Genomic DNA, 23,087 nt, shown 5'->3' with positions numbered 1-23,087 from the left:
GCGTTTGTCAATCCCCCCTGGGAGTACACGTGTCCGAGGCGGACGAGAGGCCGAGGCGGCGCCAGGCGCGCGGCGAGCGGCGTATCAACCAGCTGCTCCAGGCCGCCGCCAGCGTGTTCTGCAAGCTGGGCTACACGGCCTCAAGCACCAACGCGATCGCGCGCGAGGCCGGCGTGTCACCGGGCACGCTCTACCAGTTCTTCCCGAACAAGGAAGCCATCGCCGTGGAGCTCGGCGGCCAGCTGATCAAGCAGATGGAGGAGGCGCACGGGCGCGTCTTCACCGCGGAGAACGCCCGGCTGCCACTCGACCAGCTCATCGACGCGGTCGCCGACCCCTTCGTCGAGTTCAACTGCGCCAACCCCGCCTTCCTCGCCCTGATCAAGGGGCCCGACGCACCGGGCAAGGTCGCCGAGGAGCACGACACGCTCCACGCCACACTCCTCGACGGCGTGTCCGGGCTGCTGGCCCTGCGGCAGCCGTCGCTGTCGACCGTCGAGCGCACGCTGATCGCCGAGATGTCCTTCGCGATGTTCAAGGCCGCGCTCGACCTGATCGTGCAGAGCGACGGTGAGGAGCGCACCGCCTACGCCGGCGAGATGAAGGGCATGCTCTTCCGCTATCTCGCGCCCTACGTCGGCACCGGGCCGGTCACGGCCGACGGGACGGCCGCCCCCGCGGGGGCGGCCTGAGCTACTTCTCGCGCCCTGCCGAGGGGCAGCTGAACGGCTCGTCGTGGCCGTCCCTGGACCGCGCGGGCGGTCCGATCGCCGGTCGGCCGCCCTTCCCCGGCGGTGCGGTCGAGCGGACGGCCGACGGCCTGCTCTCACCGGCGAAGGAGGCCGCCACCACGGCCGAGGGTCGCGCCGCACCGCCGCCCTGACGGCGCTCCCTGGCCCGTGAGGCCCATTGGGCCAGGGTGCCGATCGCGGCGACCAGCAGGGAGATGCCGAGCCCCAGGGACAGCGCGTAGAACGAATTCGACGCGGCACGGCCGCTGATGTAGCCGGCTCCGACCGAGTACGAGGCCCAGACCGCCTCGGCCACGCCCGCGCCGACCGCGTAGCGGCGCGCTGGATAGCGCATGATGCCCGCCGCGAGACCGCCGATGATCCGGCCGCTCGGCAGGAACCGCACTCCGATGATGAAGGGCACACCGTGGCGCTGGATGCGCAGCGCGGTCCACCTCAGCAGTGCCTCGCGGCGCGGCCTGCGGTGCATGCGGTTCAGCACGCGGGAGCTGAGCGCCTGCCCTATCCGGCGGATCACGAGGTCGCCGAAGACCGCGCTGCCGGCCACGACGAGCAGCACCAGCGCGAGGTTCAGATGCCCTTCTGCGGCCATGACGCCGCCGGTCACGAGCAGCACTGAGTTGGGTACGAGCGGCGGGGCCGTGGTCGCGCCCAGCAGCGCGTACGCCCAGACGACGTGGCCACCTCTCAGGTACTCGGCGAGCCCGGAGGTGAAGTCAAGTGACGACACACTCAGTGCAACGTCCATCCCACCGCCCCTCTTCCCCTCCCCTTTATCCAACGCTGACAGCGGCGGGCAGGGACGGCAAGCGGGTTAACCGCGCTTCAGCCGATTCACCGGAAAGCTCATCCTGAGGGCCCAGCGGGGCTACTCCTCAGGTAGTACGGCCAACTGCGGGCCACCGCCCGGGGGATGCACCGTGCCGGACGGTGCTCCCGGCGGCCGGGGCGTCAGCGGCCGAGGAGTTCGCCGCCGTTGCACTGCAGGATCTCGCCGGTGATGAAGCCCGCCTCCGGCGAGGCGAGGAAGAGCACCGCGGCGGCGACGTCCGCAGGGCGGCCGACCCGCCCGACGAGGGTCCGGCCCGCCCGCCGGGTCAGCTCCGCGTCATTGAGCCGCGAGCCGAAGAATTCGGTGCCGGCGACCGTGCCGGGCGCCACGATGTTGCAGGTCACCCCCTGCGGGCCGAGTTGTGCGGCGAGCGAGTGGTTCCAGGCGTGCAGGGCGGCCTTCGAGGCGCCGTACGAGCCGCCGCCGCGCAGCGCGGCCACCGAGGTCACCGTCACGACCCGGCCGCTGTCGGTGCTGAAGCGGTCACGGAGCGACTCGGTGATCAGGACCGCGGTGAGCACATTGCGCTCGAAGTCCCCGCGCCAGCGCGCCAGCATCCCGTGCGGGCCCGCACCGACCGCCAGCTCGCGGCTGCCCGCGTTGTTCACCAGCACGTCCACCCGGTCGGGCAGCTGCGACAGCGCGGCCTCGACGTCGTCGGGGTCCGCCAGGTCGCAGACCACCGGTGTGATGTCCAGCCCGTGCTCCGCCCGGATCTCCTCGACGGTCGCGTGCAGCACCTCGCGGCGGCGGCCGACGATCGTGACCCGGTGACCGTCCGCGGCGAAGCGCAGCGAGACGGCCCGCCCGATGCCCGTGCCGCCACCGGTCACGACGATATTGCGCACCGCTGCCGCGCTCTGTGCCATCTGCTCCGCCCCTCAAGAAGAGACAGCACGCTACGGGATCCCCCCGAACCGGCCGCGAGCGGGGTAGCCTGCGGAAACAGCCTTCGCGAAGAGACGTAGATCACATAGCGGGGAACGTAACCATTACAGTGGTTGGCGGGTCTTATGTCTTGAGCGCCGCGCTCCCGGTGGAGCCGGTGGGGGGCTGTAGGACGGACCGTCTTGGGGGACGGTCCGGAAGGCGTCGCCGGGGCGATACCCGGGGAGCTTGAGCGGCCCTCCCGGGCCGTTTTCGTCCCGGCAACGGCGCAGTCGCCACAAGCGCCCGGGCGGACCCGTGGGGGGATCCGTTCCGGGGAACGGGGAGCGCCCCGTGCCGGACCCGTGGGGGGATCCAGCGCGGGGCGCTTCCTTATGTGCTGCCGGTCGCCTGCGGGCCGGGGCGGCGCGCAGGCGACCGGCTCTGTCAGCGGGCCTCGACCGAGACGTAGTCGCGGATCTCGACACCCGTGTAGATCTGCCGCGGGCGGCCGATCCGGGAGCCGGGCTCCTTGATCATCTCGTGCCACTGGGCGATCCAGCCGGGCAGCCGGCCGATGGCGAACAGCACGGTGAACATGCTGGTCGGGAAGCCCATCGCGCGGTAGATCAGACCTGTGTAGAAGTCCACGTTCGGGTAGAGCTTGCGGGAGACGAAGTAGTCGTCGCTGAGCGCGTGCTCCTCCAGCTTCAGGGCGATGTCCAGCAGCTCGTCGGACTTGCCCAGCGCGGAGAGGACATCGTGCGCCGCGGCCTTGATGATCTTCGCCCGGGGGTCGAAGTTCTTGTAGACGCGGTGCCCGAAGCCCATCAGCTTGACGCCGTCCTCCTTGTTCTTCACCTTGCGGATGAAGGAGTCCACGTCGCCGCCGCTCGCCTGGATGCCTTCGAGCATCTCGAGCACCGACTGGTTGGCCCCGCCGTGCAGCGGGCCCCACAGCGCGCTGATGCCGGCCGAGATCGAGGCGAACTGGTTCGCCTGCGAGGAGCCCACCAGGCGGACCGTGGAGGTCGAGCAGTTCTGCTCGTGGTCCGCGTGCAGGATGAACAGCTTGTCCAGCGCGCTGACCACGACCGGGTCGAGCTGGTACTCCTCGGCCGGCACGGAGAAGGTCATCCGCAGGAAGTTCTCGACATAGCCGAGGTCGTTGCGCGGGTAGACCACCGGCTGGCCGACGGACTTCTTGTACGCGTACGCCGCGATCGTCGGCAGCTTGGCGAGCAGCCGGATCGTGGACAGGTGGCGCTGCTCGGGGTCGAACGGGTTGTGGCTGTCCTGGTAGAACGTCGACAGCGCGCTGACCACGGACGACAGCATCGCCATCGGGTGGGCGTCGCGCGGGAAGCCGTCGTAGAACCGTTTGACGTCTTCGTGCAGAAGGGTGTGCTGGGTGATCTCGCCCTTGAATTCCGCCAGCTCGTCGACCGTCGGCAGTTCGCCGTTGATCAGCAGGTAGGCGGTCTCAAGGAAGGTGCCGCGCTCGGCGACCTGCTCGATCGGATAACCGCGGTAGCGAAGGATGCCCTCTTCGCCATCGAGGAACGTGATCGCGGACTTGTAGGCCGCGGTGTTGCCGTAACCGCTGTCGAGCGTCACCAGGCCCGTATCGGCGCGCAGCCTGCCGATGTCGAAGCCCTTGTCGCCGACCGTGCTGTCAACCACCGGGTAACTGTGCTCGCTGTCCCCATACCGCAGTACTACAGAGTTGTCGCTCACGTCATTCCCTCACCGACGGTTTTGCCTCTTCTTCGAGGTGCCCTGACTACGTCCACTGTCCCCCATTTGGCACGCACGCGTGCACTCGGGGTCGGCCATCGGGCCGAAAAGTGGCACGCAGTGCCTATTTTGCGCCTCCGGAGAGCCGGTGGTCGAGGGCTGTGAAGCGCCGGCCGGCCGACACGGTGCGCACCGCCTGCCCGATCGCCCGCCGCGAGCCGACCAGGACCACCAGGCGCTTCGCCCTGGTCACAGCCGTATAGAGCAGGTTGCGCTGGAGCATCATCCACGCCCCTGTGGTGACGGGGATCACCACCGCCGGATACTCGCTGCCCTGCGAGCGGTGGATGGTCACCGCGTAGGCGTGGGCCAGCTCGTCCAGCTCGTCGAAGTCGTACCCGATCTCCTCGTCCTCGTCGGTGTGCACGGTGAGCCGCTGCTCGACGGCGTCCAGGGCGGTGACCACACCCACGGTGCCGTTGAAGACGCCGTTGGCGCCCTTGTCATAGTTGTTCCGGATCTGCGTGACCTTGTCGCCCACCCGGAACGTCCGGCCGCCGAATCTGCGCTCCGGCAGATCGGGGCGCGCCGGGGTGACGGCCTGCTGGAGCAGGCCGTTGAGCGCACCGGCGCCTGCGGGGCCGCGGTGCATGGGGGTCAGCACCTGGACGTCCCGCCTGGGGTCGAGGCCGAATTTGGCGGGGATACGTCGGGCGACCACGTCCACGGTGAGCCGGCCCGCCTCCTCGGAGTCCTCCTCGGCGAAGAGGAAGAAGTCGGGCAGGCCCTGGGTGACCGGCGGCAGCCCGGAATTGATCCGGTGGGCGTTGGTGACCACCCCGGACTGCTGCGCCTGGCGGAAGATCCGGGTCAGCCGCACCGCGGGCACCGGGCTGTCCGCCGCCAGCAGGTCGCGCAGCACCTCGCCGGCCCCGACGCTCGGCAACTGGTCCACGTCCCCCACGAACAGCAGGTGAGCGCCCGGCGGCACCGCCTTGACCAGCTTGTTCGCCAGCAGCAGGTCCAGCATGGAGGCCTCGTCGACCACCACCAGGTCCGCGTCGAGCGGTCGGTCCCTGTCGTACGCGGCGTCCCCGCCGGGCTTCAGTTCCAGCAGCCGGTGCACCGTGGACGCCTCGGCGCCGGTCAGCTCCGACAGCCTTTTCGCAGCCCGCCCGGTGGGTGCCGCAAGCACCACCTTGGCCTTCTTCGCTCGGGCCAGCGTGACCACGGAGCGCACCGTGAAGGACTTGCCGCAGCCGGGGCCGCCGGTGAGGACGGCGACCTTCTCGGTCAGCGCCAGCCGGACCGCCTGCTGCTGCTCGGGGGCGAGATCGGCGCCGGTCCGGCCGGCCAGCCAGCTCAGCGCCTTGTCCCACTCGACGTCCCTGAAGGCCGGCAGCCGGTCCTCGGGGCCGTGCAGCAGCCGCTTCACCTGCGCCGCGAGCGATATCTCGGCGCGGTGGAAGGGCACCAGATAGACCGCGGTGACCGGCTCGCCGTCCCCGTCGGGGGCGGGCACGCTCTCCCGGACCACGCCCTCCTCCTCGGCCAGCTCGCCCAGGCAGTCGATCACCAGGCCGGTGTCCACCTGGAGCAGCTTGACCGCGTCGGCGATCAGCCGCTCCTGCGGCAGGAAGCAGTTTCCGCTGTCGGTCGCCTGCGACAGCGCATACTGCAGCCCGGCCTTCGCCCGCTCGGGGCTGTCGTGCGGTATCCCGACGGCCTGGGCGATCCGGTCCGCGGTCAGGAAGCCGATGCCCCACACCTCGGCGGCCAGGCGGTACGGCTGGTTCTTCACGACCGAGATCGACGCGTCGCCGTAGCCCTTGTAGATCCGCACCGCGATGGATGTGGACACCCCCACGCCCTGCAGGAAGACCATCACCTCCTTGATCGCCTTCTGCTCCTCCCAGGCGGCGGCGATCAGCTTGGTGCGCTTCGGCCCGAGGCCCGGCACCTCGACCAGGCGCTTCGGCTCACCCTCGATGACGTCCAGGGTGCCGGTGCCGAAGTGGTCCACGATGCGCTCGGCGATGCGCGGCCCGATGCCCTTGATCAGCCCCGAGCCCAGATAGCGGCGTATGCCCTGGATGGTGGCCGGCAGGACGGTCGTGTAATTCTCCACGGTGAACTGCTTGCCGTACTGCGGATGCGAACCCCAGCGGCCGTGCATCCGCAGGGACTCGCCGGGCTGCGCGCCCAGCAGCGCCCCGACGACCGTCAGCAGGTCGTCGGAACCGCGCCCGGTGTCCACCCGCGCGACCGTGTATCCGCTGTCCTCGTTGGCGTAGGTGATCCGCTCCAGGACGCCTTCGAGCACCGCGAGTCCCGTGTCCGTCATGCCCGGCCTCCCTCCCCGAGTCGATCTGGTCCGAAGGTACCGGCCGCCACGGACACCGTGTCCCGGGCCTGTGGACAACTCCCGTCGCCGCGGCAGGCGAAGCGCTCGGCGGCCGGTGGGAGCGGGCGGGAACGCGGGAGAGGGGCCCGGCAGTCGCCGGGCCCCTCTCTCGTTCCCCCTGCTACCCCCGAAGCCCCCCTCGGGCGTATCCCCTACGGCTCCCTGAAACCCCTCCCGGGAGCCGTGATGCCATATACGACAGGCCACCTGCCGTCATGGTTGTCCTACGACCCCCAAATTTCTCAAGATTTTTTCAGCTGACGTGCAGGACGTACCGCTCGGCTACCTCCGCGAGGACCTCCGCGCCGTCCCGCGCCCACAGGGCGGGGTTGAAAATCTCCACCTCGACGGCTCCGTCGTAGCCGGCCGCGTCCACCCGCCGGCGCCATCCGCGCAGGTCGACGCAGCCGTCGCCGAGCTGGCCCCGGCCCAGCAGCACGCCCTCGGGCAGCGGGGTGACCCAGTCGGCCAGCTGGAAGCAGGCGATCCTGGCGCCCTCGCCCGCGCGGACGGTGTGCGCGGGCGCCAGGTCGTCCCACCACAGGTGGTAGGTGTCCACGACGACACCGACCTGCTCTGCGGGAAAACGCTCGGCAATGTCCAGCGCCTGGCCGAGGGTGGAGATCACGCACCGGTCGGACGCGTACATCGGGTGCAGCGGCTCCAGAGCCAGCCTCACCCCCCGCTCGGCGGCATAGGGCGCCAGAACCGCGAGCGCGTCGGCGACCCGCTCCCTGGCCGCGGCGATGTCCCGGTCGCCGTCCGGCAGTCCGCCGGACACCAGGACGAGGGTGCCGGTGTGCAGGGCCGCCGCCTCGTCGATCGCCGCGCGGTTGTCGTCGAGCGCCCTGGCCCGCTCCCGCGGGTCCCGCGCGGTGAAGAAGCCGCCGCGGCACAACGACGTCACGGTGAGCCCGTGCTCCCGCATCAGGCGGGCGGTGCGGTCCACGCCGTATTCCTGGACGGGCGCCCGCCACAGGCCGACCGAGCCGATCCCGGCGGCGGCGCATCCCACGGCCAGTTCGGGCAGCGACCACTGCTTGACGGTCTCCTGGTTGATGCTCAGCCGCGTGAGGTCCCGCGGCGCGGTGTCGGTCATGCGTCCACCCCGTGCAGAGCCAGCAGCCCGCGCATCCGGGCCTCGGCGAGCCCGGGGTCGGGGAAGAGCCCCACCTGGTCGGCCAGTTCGTACGCCCGCGCCAGGTGCGGCAGCGAGCGCGCCGACTGGAGCCCGCCGACCATGGTGAAGTGCCGCTGGTGGCCGGCCAGCCAGGCGAGCAGCACGACACCGGTCTTGTAGAAGCGCGTCGGGGCGCAGAAAAGGTGCCGGGACAGCTCCACCGTCGGGTCGAGGAGCTGCCGGAAGCCGTCGGTGTCCCCGGTGTCCAGAGTGCTGACCGCCGCCGCGGCCAGCGGTGCGAGCGGGTCGAAGATGCCGAGCAGGGCGTGGCTGAAGCCCTCCGCGTCACCGGCGATCAGTTCGGGGTAGTTGAAGTCGTCGCCGGTGTAGCAGCGCACCCCCTCGGGCAGGCGGCGCCGCAGCTCCACCTCGCGCCGGGCGTCGAGCAGCGAGATCTTCACGCCGTCCACCTTGTCGGGGTGGGCCGCGATCACGTCGAGGAAGGCCTCGGTAGCCGCGTCGAGATCGTCGCTGCCCCAATACCCCGCGAGGGCGGAGTCGAACATCGGGCCGAGCCAGTGCAGGATCACCCGATCGGATGACTGCCGCAGCAGGTGCCCGTAGACGTCGAGGTAGTCCTCGGGGCCCTTGGCGATCGCCGCAAGCGCCCGTGAGGCCATCAGCACGGCCTGGGAGCCGGCCGACTCGACCACCGCGAGCTGCTCCTCGTAAGCGGCGGTCACTTCGGCGAGGGTGGCCGCGGGCCCGGTCAGCTGGTCGGTGCCGACCCCGCAGGCGATCCGTCCGCCGGCGGACCGCGCTTCCGCGGACGACCTGCGGATCAGCTCGGCAGCCACCGGCCAGTCCAGGCCCATGCCGCGCTGGGCGGTGTCCATGGCCTCGGCGACGCCGAGTCCGTGGGCCCACAGGTGGCGGCGGAAGGCCAGCGTGGCGTCCCAGTCCACAGCGGCCGGTTCGTCGGCGGCGGTCCGCAGCGGGTCGGCGACCACATGGGCGGCGGAATACACCACGCGGCTGCGCAGCGGCAGATCCGTCGCCAGGTCCACGGGTCGCGAGCGCGGCGCATAGCCGCGGAGAACGCCCGACGCGTCGGGCAGCCGGATGGTCACAGCGACAGCTCCGGGACGTCGAAGCGGCGGCCCTCGGCGGAGGACCTCAGGCCGAGTTCGGCGAGCTGGACACCGCGCGCGCCGGCGGTCAGGTCCCAGCGCCAGGGCTCGTCCAGGACGACATGGCGCAGGAAGAGCTCCCACTGGGCCTTGAAGCCGTTGTCGAACTCGGTGTTGTCGGGGACTTCCTGCCACTGGTCGCGGAAGGACTCCGTGGCGGGCAGATCCGGATTCCACACCGGCTTCGGCGTGGCCGACCGGTGCTGGACGCGGCAATTGCGCAGCCCGGCCACCGCTGAGCCATGGGTGCCGTCCACCTGGAATTCGACCAGCTCGTCCCGGTTGACGCGGACCGTCCAGGAGGAGTTGATCTGTGCGACCGCGCCCCCGTCCAGCTCGAAGATGCCGTAGGCGGCGTCGTCCGCGGTGGCGTCGTAAGGCTTGCCGCGCTCGTCCCAGCGCTGCGGCACATGGGTGGTGGCCAGGGCCTGCACCGTACGCACCCGGCCGAAGGTCTCATGCAGGACGTAATCCCAGTGCGGGAACATGTCAGCGACGATGCCGCCGCCGTCCTCGGACCGGTAATTCCACGACGGCCGCTGCGCGCTCTGCCAGTCGCCCTCGAAGACCCAGTAGCCGAACTCGCCGCGGATGGACAGGATGCGGCCGAAGAAGCCGCCGTCGACCAGCCGCTTGAGCTTCTGCAGGCCCGGCAGGAAGAGCTTGTCCTGCACCACGCCGTGCTTGACGCCCGCGGCGACGGCGAGCCGCGCGAGCTCCAGGGCGCCGTCCAGCGAGGTGGCGGTGGGCTTCTCGCAGTAGATGTGCTTGCCCGCCGCGATCGCCTGGCGCACCGCGGACTCGCGGGCCGAGGTGACCTGGGCGTCGAAGTAGATGTCGACCGACCGGTCGGCGAGCACCGCGTCGAGGTCGGTCGACCAGTGCTCGATGCCGTGCTGCTCGGCGATGGCCTTCAGCGCGTGCTCCCGCCTGCCCACCAGGACCGGTTCGGGCCACAGCGTGGTGCCGTCGCCCAGGTCGAGCCCGCCCTGCTGTTGCAGGCTGAGGATCGAGCGGACCAAGTGCTGCCGGTATCCCATGCGTCCGGTGACGCCGTTCATGGCGATCCGCACAGTCCTTCGTGTCACGTGGGGTCCTCTTCTCGGTGGTTCGGCGGGCCCGGCATGCGGAGCCCGTGGCGGCAGACCGATGGCGAGCGCCGCAGAAAGGCGTACAGCAAGCGCTTTCTTTCGGTTTCACGCTAACCCGCCGGTCTTGCTTCGGGCAAGGGTCGACCGATGCGGAGGAAAGCGCTTGCTGTCAGTGGGGCGCACGCTCGCGATGACGCCGAACGGCCGGGATGAGAGCATGACCGCGGAATCCACAGGACCCGCGGATAACGGAGGAGGACCGCAGCGAGATGGCAGTGACACTGGCCGATGTCGCGGCACGCGCCGGGGTGTCGTCCGCCACGGTCTCCCGGGTGCTCAACGGCAACTACCCGGTGGCGGGCAGCACCCGCGAGCGCGTCCAGCGCGCGGTGGCGGAGCTGGACTACGTCGTCAACGGCCAGGCACGGGCGCTCGCCGCGGCAACCTCGGACCTGGTCGGGGTGCTGGTGAACGACGTCGCCGACCCCTTCTTCGGCCTCATCGCGAGCGCGCTGCAGGCCGAGGTCGGCGTGGGCGCGGCCGAACCCGGCGGAAAGCTCACCGTGGTCTGCAACACCGGCGGGTCGCCCGAGGCCGAACTCACCTACCTCACCCTGCTGGAGCGCCAGCGGGCCGCCGGAGTGGTGCTGACCGGCGGCGCCGTCGACAGCCCCGCGCACAGCGCGGCCGTCCTCGCCCGGCTCGCCCGGCTGGCCGCCTCCGGCACCCGGATCGTGCTGTGCGGCCGGCCGGCGCTGACCCTGCCGGGCGACAGCGGCCCGCTGACCACGCTGGCCTTCGACAACCACGGCGGCGCCCGACGGCTGACGGAGCATCTGCTCTCGCTCGGCCACCGCAGGATCGGCTACGTGACCGGTCCCCAGGAACGCAGCACCACCGGGCACCGGTTGGCCGGCCACCGGGCGGCGCTCGCCGGACACGGCATGGGTCCGGGCACCGACGCGGGGGCGGACGCGGACCAGTTGATCGTGCACGGCGGCTACGACCGCGGCGCCGGCTTCGACGCGACGCTCGAACTGCTGCGCAGGGACGTGGGGGTGACGGCGATCGTGGCCGCCAACGACACCGTCGCCCTCGGCGTGTGCGCCGCGCTGCGCGACCGCGGCCTGAGCATCCCTGGCGACGTGTCGGTGGCCGGCTTCGACGACCTGCCGTTCAGTGCGGACGCCTCCCCGGCGCTCACCACGGTCCGCATCCCCTTGCAGGAGGCGGGCGCTCGGGCCGGCCGGCTGGTGATGGGGCGGATCGCCCCGCCACCCGGCGGGGTGGCCACGATCACGACGGAGCTGATGGTCCGGGGGTCCACGGCGCCGCCCGCGACCGCACGTTCCTGAAGTTATCCACAGGCTGGAACACCCCTCTTCCGCCCGGGACCGCCGCCGATCTACCTTTGACTCAGTCAAGGGTCGACACGGGGCAGAACGGGGGACGGACCATGGCCGTCAAGGAGATCCGCGAGTTCAACCGCTTTTACACCAACCTCATCGGGGCGCTCGACTACAGCCGCCACCTGCACACACCGTTCACGCTCACCGAGGCGCGGGTGCTGTACGAGCTGGCGCACGGCCGCCGTACGGACGCGGCGGACCTGCGGGTCGAGTTGTCGCTCGACGCCGGGCACCTCAGCCGGATGCTCGCCGGATTCGAGGAGCAGCAGCTCGTCACCCGGGGACCCTCGGAGCGGGACGCGCGGCGGCAGCGGATAGAGCTGACCCCGCGCGGGCGGGAGGCCGCGAGCCTGCTGGAGGAGCGGTCGGAGGAGGCCGTGGGTTCGCTCGTGGGGCGGATAGCGCCGGACGACCGGCCGCGGCTGACCGCCGCCATGCGGACCGTGCGGGACATACTGCGCGACGGCAGGCGGGGCGGTCCCACCGCCGACCGCCTTACCCTGCGCGGACCGCGCCCGGGCGATCTGGGCTGGGCCGTGGAGCGCAACGCGGCGGTCTACGCGGCGGAATTCGGGTGGAACGAGGAGTACGAGGCACTGGTCGCGCGGATCGTGGCGGATTTCGCCGCCACCCGTGATCCGGAGCGCGAGGCCCTGTGGATAGCGGAATTCGACGGGCGCCGGGCCGGCTGCGTCTTCTGCGTGCGCGACGAGGCGCCGGGGACCGCGCGGCTGCGGCTGCTGCTGGTAGACCCGGCCGCACGCGGGCACGGCATAGGCGGGCGGCTGGTCGAGGAGTGCATATCCTTCGCCCGATCGGCGGACTACACCGAACTCGTACTGTGGACCAACGACGTGCTCGCCGACGCCCGGTCGATCTACCAGCGGGCGGGATTCGAACTCGTAGGCAGCCGCCCACACCACAGCTTCGGCAAGGACCTGGTGGGGCAGGACTGGCGGCTGGCGCTGTAGCCGGCGGGCCGGGTGCCGGGGCCGGCGCGGGGTGCGGCGGCGGGTGGATCACGGTTGACCTGGTCCGATCGGGTGCCTAGTGTCCGGCGAATGAAACTCGCCTTCTCCACCCTCGGTGTTCCCGATCTGCCCGTCGAGCAGGTGGCCCGGCTCGCGGCGGACAACGGCTTCCACGGAGTCGAGCTGCGCGCGAGCCCGGAGGGCCCGGTGCACACCGGGCTGTCCGCGGATGAACGCGCCGACGTGGCGGCACAGTTCGGCAAGGCAGGGGTCGAGATCCTGACGGTGGCCGCCTACGCCGAGGTGGCTGCCGCCGGGGACGACGGCCCGGTGCTCGAAGAGATCGGCGCCGCCATGACGCTGGCTCACGACCTGGGGGCCTCGTTCGTCCGGGTCTTCCCCGGCGGCGGCGACCTCGGGATGGACGAGGCCGACGCGCTGGCGGCACGGCGGCTCGCCGCGGCGGCGCCGGTGGCGGAGGACCTGGGGGTGCGCGTGCTGCTGGAGACCCACGACTCGCACCGCACCGGCGCGGACGTGGCGCGGGTGCTCGGCAGGGTGGGGCACATCGGCGCCGGCGGCCTGTGGGACGTCATGCACACCTGGCTGGCGGGCGAGCAGCCGTCGGCGACCTACCCGGTGCTGGCGCCCTATCTCGGCTACCTCCAGGTCAAGGACATCGCCTCGGCCGCCGACACGACCCCGCTGCCGCTGGGTGCCGGGGTGCTGCCGCTGGCGGAGACCGTCGAGGTGCTCAGCCGCGCCGAGTGGGACGGCTGGCTGTGCTGGGAGTACGAGAAGCGGTGGTATCCGCAGGCCGCGGAGTTGCCGGCGCTGCTGGGGCCCGCCCGGGAGCACCTGACCCGGCTGCTCACCGAGTCCGCCTGACCCGACGCGGGCCGGGCGGCGGCAGGCGGGCAGCGAGCGGGAGGGACGGGCAGGGCGCGGGAGGGCGGAAGGAGGGACGCATGCTCGATCTGGGGCGCCTGAAGGCGCTGCACGCAGTGCACACGCACGGCTCCATCGGTGCCGCGGCCACCGCGCTCGGCTACACGCCCTCGGCGGTGTCGCAGCAGATCTCGAAGCTGGAGCGGGAGACGCACACGGTGCTGCTGGAGCGCCAGGGCCGCGGGGTGGCGCTGACCGACGCCGCGCATCTGCTGGTCTCCACTGCCGAGCGGCTGCTGTCGATCGTGGAGGAGGCGGAGGTCGCGCTGGAGGAGCAGCGGGGCAGGCCGTCAGGGCGGCTGACACTGGCCGCCTTCCCGACCGCGGCCTGCGGGCTGCTGCCGCCGGTCCTGGCGGAGTTGGCGGCGAAGCACCCGGCGCTGGACCTGCGGCTCGTCGAGGTGGACGCCCACCTGTCGGTGGACCTGGTGGCGCGCGGGGTGGTGGATCTGGCGGTGGCGCACGACTGGGACATCGCCCCGCTTCCGGCGCCCGAGGGCGTGGAGCGGGCGGTCGTCGGCGACGACCGGTGCGATGTGCTGGTGCCGGCCGGCCACCGGCTGGCGGACCGGGACGGCCTGCGGCGCTCCGACGTGGCGCGGGAGCGGTGGATCTGCCAGCCGCCCGGCTCGGTCTGCCACGACTGGCTGGTCAGGACGCTGCGGGAGGCCGGGACCGAGCCGGACATGGCCTACCAGGTCGGCGAATACCGCACGCAGGTGGCGCTGGTGGAGGCCGGTCTCGGTATCGCGCTGGTGCCCAGGCTCGGGCGCGGGGAGATACCGGCGGGGGTGCGGGTGCTGCGGTTGGAGCCGGCTCCCGTGCGGCGGCTGTACGCGCTGTGGCGGGCGGGCGCTTCGCGCAGGCCGTCGATCGAGGTGGCGGTGGACACGCTGCGGGCACACTGGCCGGCTGCGCGCTGAAGGGGCCCCGGCGGTCGATGATCGGGGCATGCCCTCACCACACCGCAGCACCGGCGACAGCGCGGACCGCCGGCCGCCGGATCGCAACACGTACCGCCCGCCGTCCGGCGGCGCCGCGGAACCGGTCGGGCCCGGCGACCGTCCCATCGGCATGGCATTGACGATGACGGTGCGCAGGGTGGTCCCGGTCGCGCTGCTGGCCGTGTCGCTCGCGGTGCTGGGCGCGGGGTGCGGTGAGCGGTCCGGCAGCGGCTGGTCGGACGGGGCGCCCGGTTCCTCACCGGGTCCGGCGAGCGCATCACGCACCGCGGAGCCGGGAGGCGGGGCGGAAGCGGACCGGGTGGTCTTCTTCTCCGCGGCGCCGAAGGGCCCGACGGACGGTCACCAGGTGCTGCACGACCGGGCCGAGGTCGAGCGGTATGCCGCGGCGTTCGGAGCGCAGGACCCGCAGGCGCGTACGCGCATCGTGGCCGCGGGGCGTACCACCGACTTCGGCCGGCAGGTGCTGGTCGGCTGGACGGCGACGACGGGCTGCAGCGCGGCCACCGCGGCGGCGCTCAGCGTGTCGGGCAACCGGCTCGAACTGCGGGTCAGCCAGCCGGAGCCGCCGCCGGAGTGCCTGGTGGCCTTCCGGGTGTCGGTGGTCTTCCAGGTGGCGAGGGAGCGCATCCCGGCGCAGCCTGTCTTCGGCTGACAGTCCGTCGGCTCCCGACCGGAACGACCGGTACCGCGACATGGGCGCGCGAAGGTTCGACCAGGCCATTGACTGGCGAAAACTTCCACGCTATCCGTGTACATCTGGAAATTACTTTCACCGTGCTTTCGCCGTGTGCACTCTCCTCCGTCCAGAAGGAGTCCGTCTTGCACCACCACCCATCCCGCCGCAGTGTCCTCACCGCAGCCGCGGCCGGCTCCGTCGTCATGGCCGGAGCGGCGCCTTCCGCCGCGGCCGGCGCCGGCTCCAGGCCCAGCGCCGCGGACCGCCGCAGAATCCGCGCGATCATCCAGCGGATGAGCCTGGAGGAGAAGGTCGGCCAGCTGTTCGTCATGCGGATCTACGGGGCGTCGGCGACCGACCCCGACCCCGCGGACGTGGCCGCCAACCAGAGCGAGATCGGCGTCTCGAACGCCGCGGAGCTGCTCGCGACCTACCACGTCGGCGGCATCATCTACTTCGCGTGGGCCCACAACACGCAGAACCCGCACCAGGTCGCCGACCTGTCCAACGGCATCCAGCGGGCCGCGCTCTCGCACGGCACCCCCGTGCCGCTGCTGATCTCCACCGACCAGGAACAGGGCGCGGTCGCCAGGATCGGCGCACCGGCCACCCTCTTCGGCGGCGGCATGGCGCTCGGCGCCGACGGCAGCCCCGCGGACGCACGGACGGCCGCCCGGGTGATCGGCACCGAACTGGCCGCCATGGGCGTCAACCAGAACTACTCCCCCGTCTCCGACGTCAACATCAACCCGGCGAATCCGGTGATCGGGGTGCGCTCCTTCGGCGGCGACCCCACCGCGGTCGCCGCACTGGCCGCGGCGCAGGTCAAGGGCTATCAGAGCGCCGGAATCGCCTCCACCGCCAAGCACTTCCCCGGGCACGGCGACACCGGCACCGACAGCCACTTCTCGCTGCCGGTCATCACCCATTCGCTGGAGCAGTGGCAGACGATCGACGCCCCGCCCTTCCGCGCGGCGATCGCGGCCGGCATCGACTCGATCATGACCGCGCACCTCCTGGTGCCGGCCCTGGACGACTCGGGCGACCCGGCCACGCTGTCCCACCCGATCCTCACCGGTGTGCTGCGCGAGCAGCTGGGCTACGACGGTGTCGTGGTCACGGACGCGCTCGACATGGCGGGGGTGCGGGAGAAGTACGGCGACGACCGGGTGCCGGTGCTCGCCCTCAAGGCGGGCGTCGACCAGCTGCTCAACCCGCCGCTGCTCGGCGTCGCCTACCAGGGCGTCATGGACGCCGTGGCGTCGGGCGAGCTGACCGAGGAGCGCATCGAGGTCTCGCTGGAGCGCATCCTCGCGCTCAAATTCCGCAAGGGCCTCTTCCGCAACCCCTATGTCACACACGCCGGGGTGGACCGGGCCGTCGGCACGCGCGCGCATCTGGCGACCGCCGACCGGATCACCGACCGCGGCATCACCCTGCTCGCCAACGACGGGGCCGCGCTGCCGCTGCCGCGCCGCTCGCACCGCGATCTGCTGGTGGTCGGCGCCGATCCGGCGGCGCCGTCCGGGACCGGCGGTCCGCCGACCGCGGTGCTGGCCAAGGCGCTCACCGACCTCGGCCATCCGGCGCAGGCGCTGTCCACCGGCACCGCGCCGGCTCAAGCGGTGATCGACCGGGCGGTGGCGGCCGCCGCGGGCAAGGACGCGGTGATCGTCTGCACCTACAACGTGACGTCCGCCGCGCCCGCGCAGATCGCGCTGGTCGCCGCGCTCACCGCCGCGTCGGTGCCGGTCGTCACCGTCGCCATCCGCAACCCGTACGACATCGCCTATCTGCCGCCGGTGGCCGCGTCACTGGCCACCTACGGCTGGACCGACGTGTCGATGCGCGCCGCGGCCCGGGTGATCGCCGGAAAGGCGGCACCGGCCGGCCGGCTGCCCGTCGCGGTGCCGCGCGCCGACGATCCGGCGACGGCGCTCTACCCGATCGGCTACGGCCTGGACTACTAGGACCGCGGACGGCGGGGTGCGGGCGGACGGCGCCTCAGGCGGCCGCCGCCCGCACCTCGCCGGTGAAGGTGCGCCACAGGTCGGCATAGCGCCCGTCACGAGCCAGCAGCGCCTCGTGCGTACCGTCCTCGATCACCTTCCCGTGGTCGAGGACGACCACCCGGTCGGCGCGGGCCGCGGTGCTCAGCCGGTGGGCGACCACGAGCGTCGTACGGCGGGTCGCGAGCCGGTCTGCGGCCTGGTTGACCAGTGCCTCGGTGGCCAGGTCCAGCGCCGCGGTCGCCTCGTCCAGCAGCAGGATCGCGGGGTCCACCAGTTCGGCGCGGGCGAGCGCTATCAGCTGCCGCTGGCCCGCGGACAGATTGCGGCCGCGCTCGGCGACCTGGTGCAGATAGCCGCCGTCCAGGGTCGCGATCATCGCGTGCGCGCCGACCGCCCGGGCCGCGGCCTCCACTTCGGCGTCACTCGCCTCCGCCCTGCCGTAGGCGATGGCGTCGCGCACGGTGCCGGCGAAGAGGTACGGCTCCTGCGGGACGACGCCGAGCCGCTGCCGGTAGGCGGTCAGGTCGAGTTCGCGGATGTCGTCGCCGTCGACCAGCACCGCGCCGTCGGTCGGGTCGTAGAACCGCGCGACCATCTTCACCAGGGTGGACTTGCCCGCGCCGGTCTCGCCGACGAAGGCCACGGTCTGGCCCGCCGGTATCCGCAGGGAGATGCCGCCGAGGGCCTCGGCGCCCTCGGACTGCGGGCCGCCGTAGCGGAAGCGCAGGTCGCGGAAGGCGATCTCGCCGCGCAGCGGGCCGACCGGCCGGGCCTCGGGGGCGGCCGGAGTGGTGGTGGGCTCGCGCAGCAGCTCCCGGATCCGGCCGAGCGAGACGGACGCCTGCTGGTAGCCGTCGAAGACCTGCGAGAGCTGCTGTACGGGTGAGAAGAACAGGTCGATGTACAGCAGATACGCCACCAGCGCGCCGGCGGTCAGCGTGCCCGCACTGACCCGGTGGGCGCCGATGATCAGCACCAGCGCGGCCGCCACGCTGGACAGCAGCTGCACGAACGGGAAGTAGACCGAGATCAGGAACTGGCCGCGCACCCGTGCCTTGCGGTATTCGTCGCCGCGCTCGGCGAAGCGCTCGGCGCCGCGCCGCTGGCCGCGGAAGGCCTGGACGACGCGCAGCCCGGCGACATGCTCCTGGAGGTCGGCATTGACGACGGCGACCTTCTCCCTGGCCAGTTCGTACGCCCGCACCGACTTGCGGCGGAAGAACCAGGTGCCGACCACGAGGATCGGCAGGGTCGCGAAGACCACCAGTGCCAGCTCGACGTCGATGGCCAGCAGCGCGACCAGGATGCCGCCGAAGGTGAGCACGCTGACCAGCGCCGTGACCAGGCCGGTCTGCAGGAACGTGGACAGCGCGTCCACGTCGGTGGTCATCCGGGTCATGATGCGGCCGGTCAGCTCGCGCTCGTAGTAGTCGAGGCCGAGGCGGTGCAGGTGCGCGAAGATCTTGACCCGCAGCGTGTACAGCACCCGCTCGCCGGTGCGCCCGGTGAGCAGGGTGGAGCCCCACTCCACCGCCCATTGCAGCAGCACCAGGCCCAGGCCGAGCAGCGACGCCACCCAGACCGCGCCGAGCGCCTGGCGCCGGACACCGGCGTCGATGCCGTGCCGGATGAGCACCGGGAGCAGCAGTCCGGCGAGGGCGTCGACCGCGACCAGCAGCAAGCTGAGCAGTAGCGGGGTGCGGAAGCCGCGCAGCAGGCTGCGCAGGCCGAAGGCGTGGTCCGCCTGCTGCGCCCGCTCCTCGTCGATCTGCGGGGTGTCGAGGGCGGGCGGCAGCGCGGCCACCTTGGCGAGCAGCTCCGGGGTGGCGGGCATGCCCGCGAGCGCGCCGGCCATCGCGCCGGGACCGCCGCCGGGCCGCGGCGCCGCCGCTCCGCCCTGCGGGGCGCCGGCCGGGTCGTCCTCGTCGGCGGCACGGCGGTCGGCCGGCCACAGCTCGGGGGTGATGCCGCCGGCGAAAGCCCGGTCGCCCTCTCCCGGGTCGGCGATCGCGGGTGGCTCGCCGGCGCGGCCCAGGGCCCCTGCGGGGTCGATCTCGACCACGTCGGCGCCCAGCGCGTCCGGGTCGGTCAGCAGGGCGCGGTAGAGGGCGCTGCGCTCCTGCAGCTCGTCGTGCGTGCCGATGTCGGACAGCCGTCCGGCGTCGAGCACCGCGATCCGGTCGGCGAGCGCCAGCGTGGAGCGGCGGTGGGCGATGAGCAGTGTCGTACGGCCGCGCATGACCTCGCGCAGCGCGTCGAATATCTCGGCCTCCACCCGGGCGTCGACCGCGGACGTCGCGTCATCGAGCAGCAGCAGCCGGGGGTCGGTGAGGATGGCGCGGGCGAGCGCGACGCGCTGCCGCTGGCCGCCGGACAGGGTGAGGCCCTGCTCGCCGACCACCGTGTCGTAGCCGTCCGGGAGGTCGGCGATGAAGCCGTGCGCCTGGGCGGCGCGGGTGGCGGCGAGGATCTGCTCCTCGGTCGCGTCGGGGTGTCCGTAGGCGATGTTGGCGCGCACCGTGTCGGAGAACAGGAAGCTGTCCTCGGGCACCATGCCGATGACCGACCGCAGCGAGTCGAAGGTCAGCTCGCGCACATCGGTGCCGCCGACCAGGACGGCGCCGCCGGTGACGTCGTAGAGGCGGGGAAGCAGCAGCGAGACGGTCGACTTGCCCGAGCCGGAGGCGCCGACGACGGCGACCGTCTCGCCGGGGGCGACGGTCAGGTCGAAGCCGTCGAGGACGGGGCGGTCCTCGCTGTAGCCGAAGGTGACGTGGTCGAACTCGACGGTGGCGGCGGCGTCGGCGGGAAGCGCCTTGGTGCCCTCCTCCAGGGTCGGTTCGGTGTCGATCAGCTCGAAGACCCGCTCCACGCCGGCCCTGGCCTGCTGGCCGACGGTCAGCACCATGGTGAGCATCCGCACCGGGCCGGTGAGCTGGGCCAGGTAGGTGGAGAAGGCGACGAAGGTGCCCAGGGTGATCTGGCCGCGGGCGGCCATCCAGCCGCCGAGCGCCAGCATGCCGATCTGGCCGAGCGAGGGCACCGCCTGGAGCGCGGGGGTGTAGCGGGCGCTGAGCCGGACCGTACGCAGCCGCCCGGCGAAGAGCCTGCGGCTGACCTTGGCCAGCTTGCCCATCTCCTGCTGCTCCTGGCCGAAGCCCTTGACGACCCGCACGCCGGTGACGGACCCGTCGACGATGCCGGCGACGGCGCCCGCCTGCCCCTGGGCATACCAGGTCGCGGGGAAGAGCCGCCGGCGGGAGCGGTTGGCGATGAACCACAGCGCGGGCGCGACGGCCAGCGCGACCAGGGTGAGCAGCGGCGAGAGCAGCAGCATGACGACGAGCGAGAGCAGGAAGAGCAGCAGATTGCCGATGACCATGGGCAGCATGAACAGCAGCCCCTGGATCAGCTGCAGGTCGCTGGTGGCGCGGCCGACGACCTGTCCGGTGCTCAGCTCGTCCTGCCTGCGGCCGTCGAGCCGCATGATCGTGCCGAACATCTCGTTGCGCAGGTCGTACTGCACGTCGAGGGCGAGCCGTCCGCCGTAATACCGGCGCACATACGTCAGCCCGTAGACCACGACGGCGGCGGCGACCAGGGCGACCGCCCAGGGAGTGAGCGGCTTGTCGTGCTTGACGATCACGTCGTCGATGATCAGCTTGGGCACCAGCGGCACCAGGGCGGTGACCGCCATGCCCGCCAGCGAGGCGCCGAGCGACAGCAGCACGGCGCTCCTGTAGCGCCAGCTGTACGCCGCCAGCCGCCGGAGCCACCCCTGCTCCGGGCCGTCCTTCGCCGCCGTCACCGGCTTCGACCTCGTCACGCGGTCCTCCACCCCATCGTCTGCCGTCCGTCCCCTGTCGGCCTGTCGGCCTGCCGCTCCGAGGATGCAACGCGCCCGGCTGCACGTTTCATCCTCCTGCAACAATCCAACGACCAAGGTCGCAAGCGAGTGCGACATTGGTCCTAATCCCTTCGGGTGATCCGGTGCGGCGGGCAGGGGCCCCGGGGGCGACGGGCGGCGGACTCAGCGGGCGGCGGCGATCTGCCGGGCCATGATCGTGGTCAGCTCGTAGGCGGTGTGGGAGGCCGCGACCGAGGTGATCTCGGCGTGGTCGTAGGCCGGGGCGACCTCGACCACGTCGGCGGAGACCAGCCGGCAGCCGGCCAGGCCGCGCAGGATCTCCAGCAGCTCGCGCGAGGTGAGGCCGCCCGCCTCGGGGGTGCCGGTGCCGGGCGCGTGGGCGGGGTCGAGGACGTCGATGTCGACCGAGATGTAGAGCGGCCGGTCGCCGATGCGCTCCCTGAGCTGCTGGGCGACCTCGTCCACGCCGCGGCGCATGACGTCGGCGGAGGTCACGATCCCGAAGCCCATCCGCTCGTCGTCGTCCAGGTCCTTGCGCCCGTACAGCGGGCCGCGGGTGCCGACGTGGGACAGCGCCGAGGTGTCGAGGATGCCCTCCTCGACCGCCCGGCGGAAGGGCGTGCCGTGGGTGTAGGCGGCGCCGAAGTAGGTGTCCCAGGTGTCCAGGTGGGCGTCGAAGTGCAGCAGCGCCACCGGGCCGTGCCTGCGGGCGACGGCCCGCAGCAGGGGCAGCGCGATCGTGTGGTCGCCGCCGAGGGTCATCAGCCGGGCCCCGGTGCCGAGCAGGTCGTCGGCCGCCGCCTGCACGGTCTCCACGGCCTCGCCGATGTCGAACGGGTTCACCGCGATGTCGCCGGCGTCCGCGACCTGGGCGAGGGCGAAGGGCGAGGCGTCCTGGGCGGGGTTGTACGGCCGCAGCAGCCGGGAGGCCTCGCGGATCGCGTTGCCGCCGAAACGGGCGCCGGGGCGGTAGGACACCCCGCTGTCGAAGGGGACGCCGACCACGGCGACGTCGGCGGCGCCGACCTCGTCCAGACGGGGCAGGCGGGCGAAGGTCGCGGGGCCCGCGTAGCGCGGGACGCGCGAGGAGTCGACGGGGCCGCGCGGCTGTGCGCTGCTCATGGTGGCTGCCTTTCTGCGTGGCTTGTGCGGTGGCCGCCTGCCGCGGTGGTTTCCGCGGGGCACGGCCGTCCCGCCGCGTGCGCTGGTCGCGCGGTCCGCGTGCGGTGCGGGTCCGGCCGACCGTACGCCGTCGCCGGAAGTCCCCGAAATGTACGTTTCCGCACATCGGCCTGGTCTATTACGCCTCGGCGTCGATCCGCGGGAGGTCGCTCACGGGCGCGTCGGGGCGGGACAATGTCCCCATGCCCAAGGATCCCGCCGCTGCCGCGCCCACCCGCCGCGCCCTCGTCTCCCACCTGATACGCACCCGGATCGCCGGGGACGTCGCCACCAGCCGGGAGAACAACCTCGACCACTACCGGGAGCTGGCGGAGGGCAACCGCTACTACTGGTTCGGGCTCGACCTCGGCAGCCGGTGGACGGACCGGGACGCCGTTCTCGACCTGATGGCGGAGCGCTGCGGGGTGGTGCCCGACGCGGGGTACCGCAGCGGGCAGGACACGATAGACCCCGAGCTGACGGTGGACGCGCTGGACCGGATGGCCGTGGTGCTGCACAAGGCGGTGGAGAACCGCTCCCGGGTGCTGCTGGCCACCGGGCACCCGGCGGGCCTCTACGCGGTGCACCACGAGCTGGCCGCCGCGCTGCGGGCGGCGGGCTGCACCCTGGTCACGCCGGCCGAGCACCTCTACGCGGACGGCGGCGAGATCCGGCACCTTGCCGCGGTCTCCATGCTGCACCGGGCCGGCGGGCTGGTGCACACCCACTCGCCCGACCCGATGCGGGAGATCCTCGCGGCGCTGGAGCGGGACGGCCAGGCGCCGCCCGACCTGGTGGTCGCCGACCACGGCTGGGCCGGCTGCGCCGGCGGCCGCGGCATCGACACGGTCGGCTTCGCCGACTGCAACGACCCGGCGCTCTTCGTCGGCGAGGCCGAGGGCAGCCTGCTGGTGACGGTACCGCTGGACGACAACGTGCCGCCGCACCACTACGCGCCGATGACCGCCTACCTGCTGGCCGCGGCGGGCCTCCCGCAGCCCGCCTGACGCTGCGTCGAGGTCCGCGCGGACCTGACGTGCCCCCGATCCCTCGTTACGATCAGTGAAGGAGGTCGAGGAAGGCA

General features: G+C 72.3%; 17 protein-coding genes. 8 read left to right on the top strand and 9 right to left on the bottom strand.

The window, feature by feature from the left end; genetic code table 11:
- The first annotated feature begins 29 nt into the window (after positions 1–29).
- Positions 30–692, top strand: a complete 663-nt coding sequence (locus OG900_27250; protein ID WUH93444.1) for a TetR/AcrR family transcriptional regulator — start codon at positions 30–32, stop codon at positions 690–692.
- A 1-nt stretch (position 693) separates the two neighbouring features.
- Here OG900_27250 and OG900_27245 read toward each other — a convergent pair whose 3' ends face one another.
- The 7 genes from OG900_27245 to OG900_27215 all read right to left on the bottom strand — a co-directional run bounded on the left by OG900_27245 (position 694) and on the right by OG900_27215 (position 9,990).
- The gene (locus OG900_27245; GenBank protein WUH93443.1) at positions 694–1,500 is read right to left on the bottom strand and encodes a VTT domain-containing protein; all 807 of its coding nucleotides are present in this window, start codon (positions 1,498–1,500) and stop codon (positions 694–696) included.
- Between the two features lie 203 nt (positions 1,501–1,703).
- Entirely contained in the window at positions 1,704–2,453 is a 750-nt protein-coding gene (locus OG900_27240; protein ID WUH93442.1) for an SDR family oxidoreductase, read from the bottom strand.
- A gap of 445 nt (positions 2,454–2,898) precedes the next feature.
- Entirely contained in the window at positions 2,899–4,188 is a 1,290-nt protein-coding gene (locus OG900_27235; protein ID WUH93441.1) for a citrate synthase, read from the bottom strand.
- Positions 4,189–4,312: 124 nt separating this feature from the next.
- Positions 4,313–6,532, bottom strand: coding sequence for an ATP-dependent RecD-like DNA helicase (locus OG900_27230; GenBank protein ID WUH93440.1), 2,220 nt, complete (start codon positions 6,530–6,532; stop codon positions 4,313–4,315).
- Between the two features lie 313 nt (positions 6,533–6,845).
- Positions 6,846–7,691, bottom strand: a complete 846-nt coding sequence (locus OG900_27225) for a sugar phosphate isomerase/epimerase (protein WUH93439.1) — start codon at positions 7,689–7,691, stop codon at positions 6,846–6,848.
- Positions 7,688–8,842, bottom strand: coding sequence for a dihydrodipicolinate synthase family protein (locus OG900_27220; GenBank protein ID WUH93438.1), 1,155 nt, complete (start codon positions 8,840–8,842; stop codon positions 7,688–7,690). The genes OG900_27225 and OG900_27220 overlap by 4 nt, the downstream gene beginning before the upstream one ends.
- Positions 8,839–9,990, bottom strand: coding sequence for a Gfo/Idh/MocA family oxidoreductase (locus OG900_27215; protein ID WUH93437.1), 1,152 nt, complete (start codon positions 9,988–9,990; stop codon positions 8,839–8,841). Before OG900_27215 ends, OG900_27220 begins: the two co-directional genes overlap by 4 nt.
- Before the next feature lie 272 nt (positions 9,991–10,262).
- Here OG900_27215 and OG900_27210 point away from each other — a divergent pair, with 272 nt between their 5' ends.
- From OG900_27210 to OG900_27185, 6 genes are all read left to right on the top strand, one after another.
- Complete coding sequence (locus OG900_27210; protein ID WUH93436.1) at positions 10,263–11,348, top strand: LacI family transcriptional regulator; 1,086 nt, start codon at positions 10,263–10,265, stop codon at positions 11,346–11,348.
- Between the two features lie 101 nt (positions 11,349–11,449).
- Entirely contained in the window at positions 11,450–12,373 is a 924-nt protein-coding gene (locus OG900_27205) for a bifunctional helix-turn-helix transcriptional regulator/GNAT family N-acetyltransferase (GenBank protein WUH93435.1), read from the top strand.
- A 90-nt stretch (positions 12,374–12,463) separates the two neighbouring features.
- Positions 12,464–13,261, top strand: coding sequence for a sugar phosphate isomerase/epimerase (locus OG900_27200; GenBank protein ID WUH93434.1), 798 nt, complete (start codon positions 12,464–12,466; stop codon positions 13,259–13,261).
- Positions 13,262–13,341: 80 nt separating this feature from the next.
- Entirely contained in the window at positions 13,342–14,244 is a 903-nt protein-coding gene (locus tag OG900_27195) for a LysR family transcriptional regulator (protein ID WUH93433.1), read from the top strand.
- A gap of 28 nt (positions 14,245–14,272) precedes the next feature.
- Positions 14,273–14,938 carry a hypothetical protein gene (locus tag OG900_27190; protein WUH93432.1) on the top strand — a complete coding sequence of 222 codons (666 nt, stop codon included), beginning with the start codon at positions 14,273–14,275 and terminating at the stop codon, positions 14,936–14,938.
- 167 nt (positions 14,939–15,105) lie between these two features.
- On the top strand, positions 15,106–16,932 hold the full coding sequence (locus OG900_27185) for a glycoside hydrolase family 3 protein (protein WUH93431.1): 1,827 nt from the start codon (positions 15,106–15,108) through the stop codon (positions 16,930–16,932).
- A 34-nt stretch (positions 16,933–16,966) separates the two neighbouring features.
- On the opposite strand, the gene OG900_27180 is transcribed toward OG900_27185, so the two are convergent.
- Together OG900_27180 and speB are read right to left on the bottom strand one after the other, a co-directional pair.
- Positions 16,967–20,800 carry an ABC transporter ATP-binding protein/permease gene (locus OG900_27180; GenBank protein WUH93430.1) on the bottom strand — a complete coding sequence of 1,278 codons (3,834 nt, stop codon included), beginning with the start codon at positions 20,798–20,800 and terminating at the stop codon, positions 16,967–16,969.
- A 204-nt stretch (positions 20,801–21,004) separates the two neighbouring features.
- Positions 21,005–21,964, bottom strand: coding sequence for an agmatinase (speB, locus tag OG900_27175; GenBank protein ID WUH93429.1), 960 nt, complete (start codon positions 21,962–21,964; stop codon positions 21,005–21,007).
- A 242-nt stretch (positions 21,965–22,206) separates the two neighbouring features.
- Between speB and OG900_27170 the strand changes: the two genes are divergently transcribed.
- Positions 22,207–23,010 carry a phosphatase gene (locus OG900_27170; GenBank protein ID WUH93428.1) on the top strand — a complete coding sequence of 268 codons (804 nt, stop codon included), beginning with the start codon at positions 22,207–22,209 and terminating at the stop codon, positions 23,008–23,010.
- The last annotated feature ends 77 nt before the right edge of the window (positions 23,011–23,087 follow it).

Source organism: Streptomyces sp. NBC_00433 (genome assembly GCA_036015235.1).
Lineage (GTDB): Bacteria > Actinomycetota > Actinomycetes > Streptomycetales > Streptomycetaceae > Actinacidiphila.
Note: the sequence above shows the minus strand (reverse complement) of the source record. Positions and strands in the feature narration are given on the sequence as shown.

Bases quoted from the DNA above. Each gene is read 5' to 3' on its own strand.
- OG900_27245 (WUH93443.1), bottom strand. From the start codon at position 1,500: ATGGACGTTGCACTGAGTGTGTCGTCACTTGACTTCACCTCCGGGCTC.
- OG900_27240 (WUH93442.1), bottom strand. From the start codon at position 2,453: ATGGCACAGAGCGCGGCAGCGGTGCGCAATATCGTCGTGACCGGTGGC.
- OG900_27230 (WUH93440.1), bottom strand. From the start codon at position 6,532: ATGACGGACACGGGACTCGCGGTGCTCGAAGGCGTCCTGGAGCGGATC.
- OG900_27225 (WUH93439.1), bottom strand. From the start codon at position 7,691: ATGACCGACACCGCGCCGCGGGACCTCACGCGGCTGAGCATCAACCAG.
- OG900_27210 (WUH93436.1), top strand. From the start codon at position 10,263: ATGGCAGTGACACTGGCCGATGTCGCGGCACGCGCCGGGGTGTCGTCC.
- OG900_27205 (WUH93435.1), top strand. From the start codon at position 11,450: ATGGCCGTCAAGGAGATCCGCGAGTTCAACCGCTTTTACACCAACCTC.
- OG900_27200 (WUH93434.1), top strand. From the start codon at position 12,464: ATGAAACTCGCCTTCTCCACCCTCGGTGTTCCCGATCTGCCCGTCGAG.
- OG900_27195 (WUH93433.1), top strand. From the start codon at position 13,342: ATGCTCGATCTGGGGCGCCTGAAGGCGCTGCACGCAGTGCACACGCAC.
- OG900_27190 (WUH93432.1), top strand. From the start codon at position 14,273: ATGCCCTCACCACACCGCAGCACCGGCGACAGCGCGGACCGCCGGCCG.
- speB (WUH93429.1), bottom strand. From the start codon at position 21,964: ATGAGCAGCGCACAGCCGCGCGGCCCCGTCGACTCCTCGCGCGTCCCG.
- OG900_27170 (WUH93428.1), top strand. From the start codon at position 22,207: ATGCCCAAGGATCCCGCCGCTGCCGCGCCCACCCGCCGCGCCCTCGTC.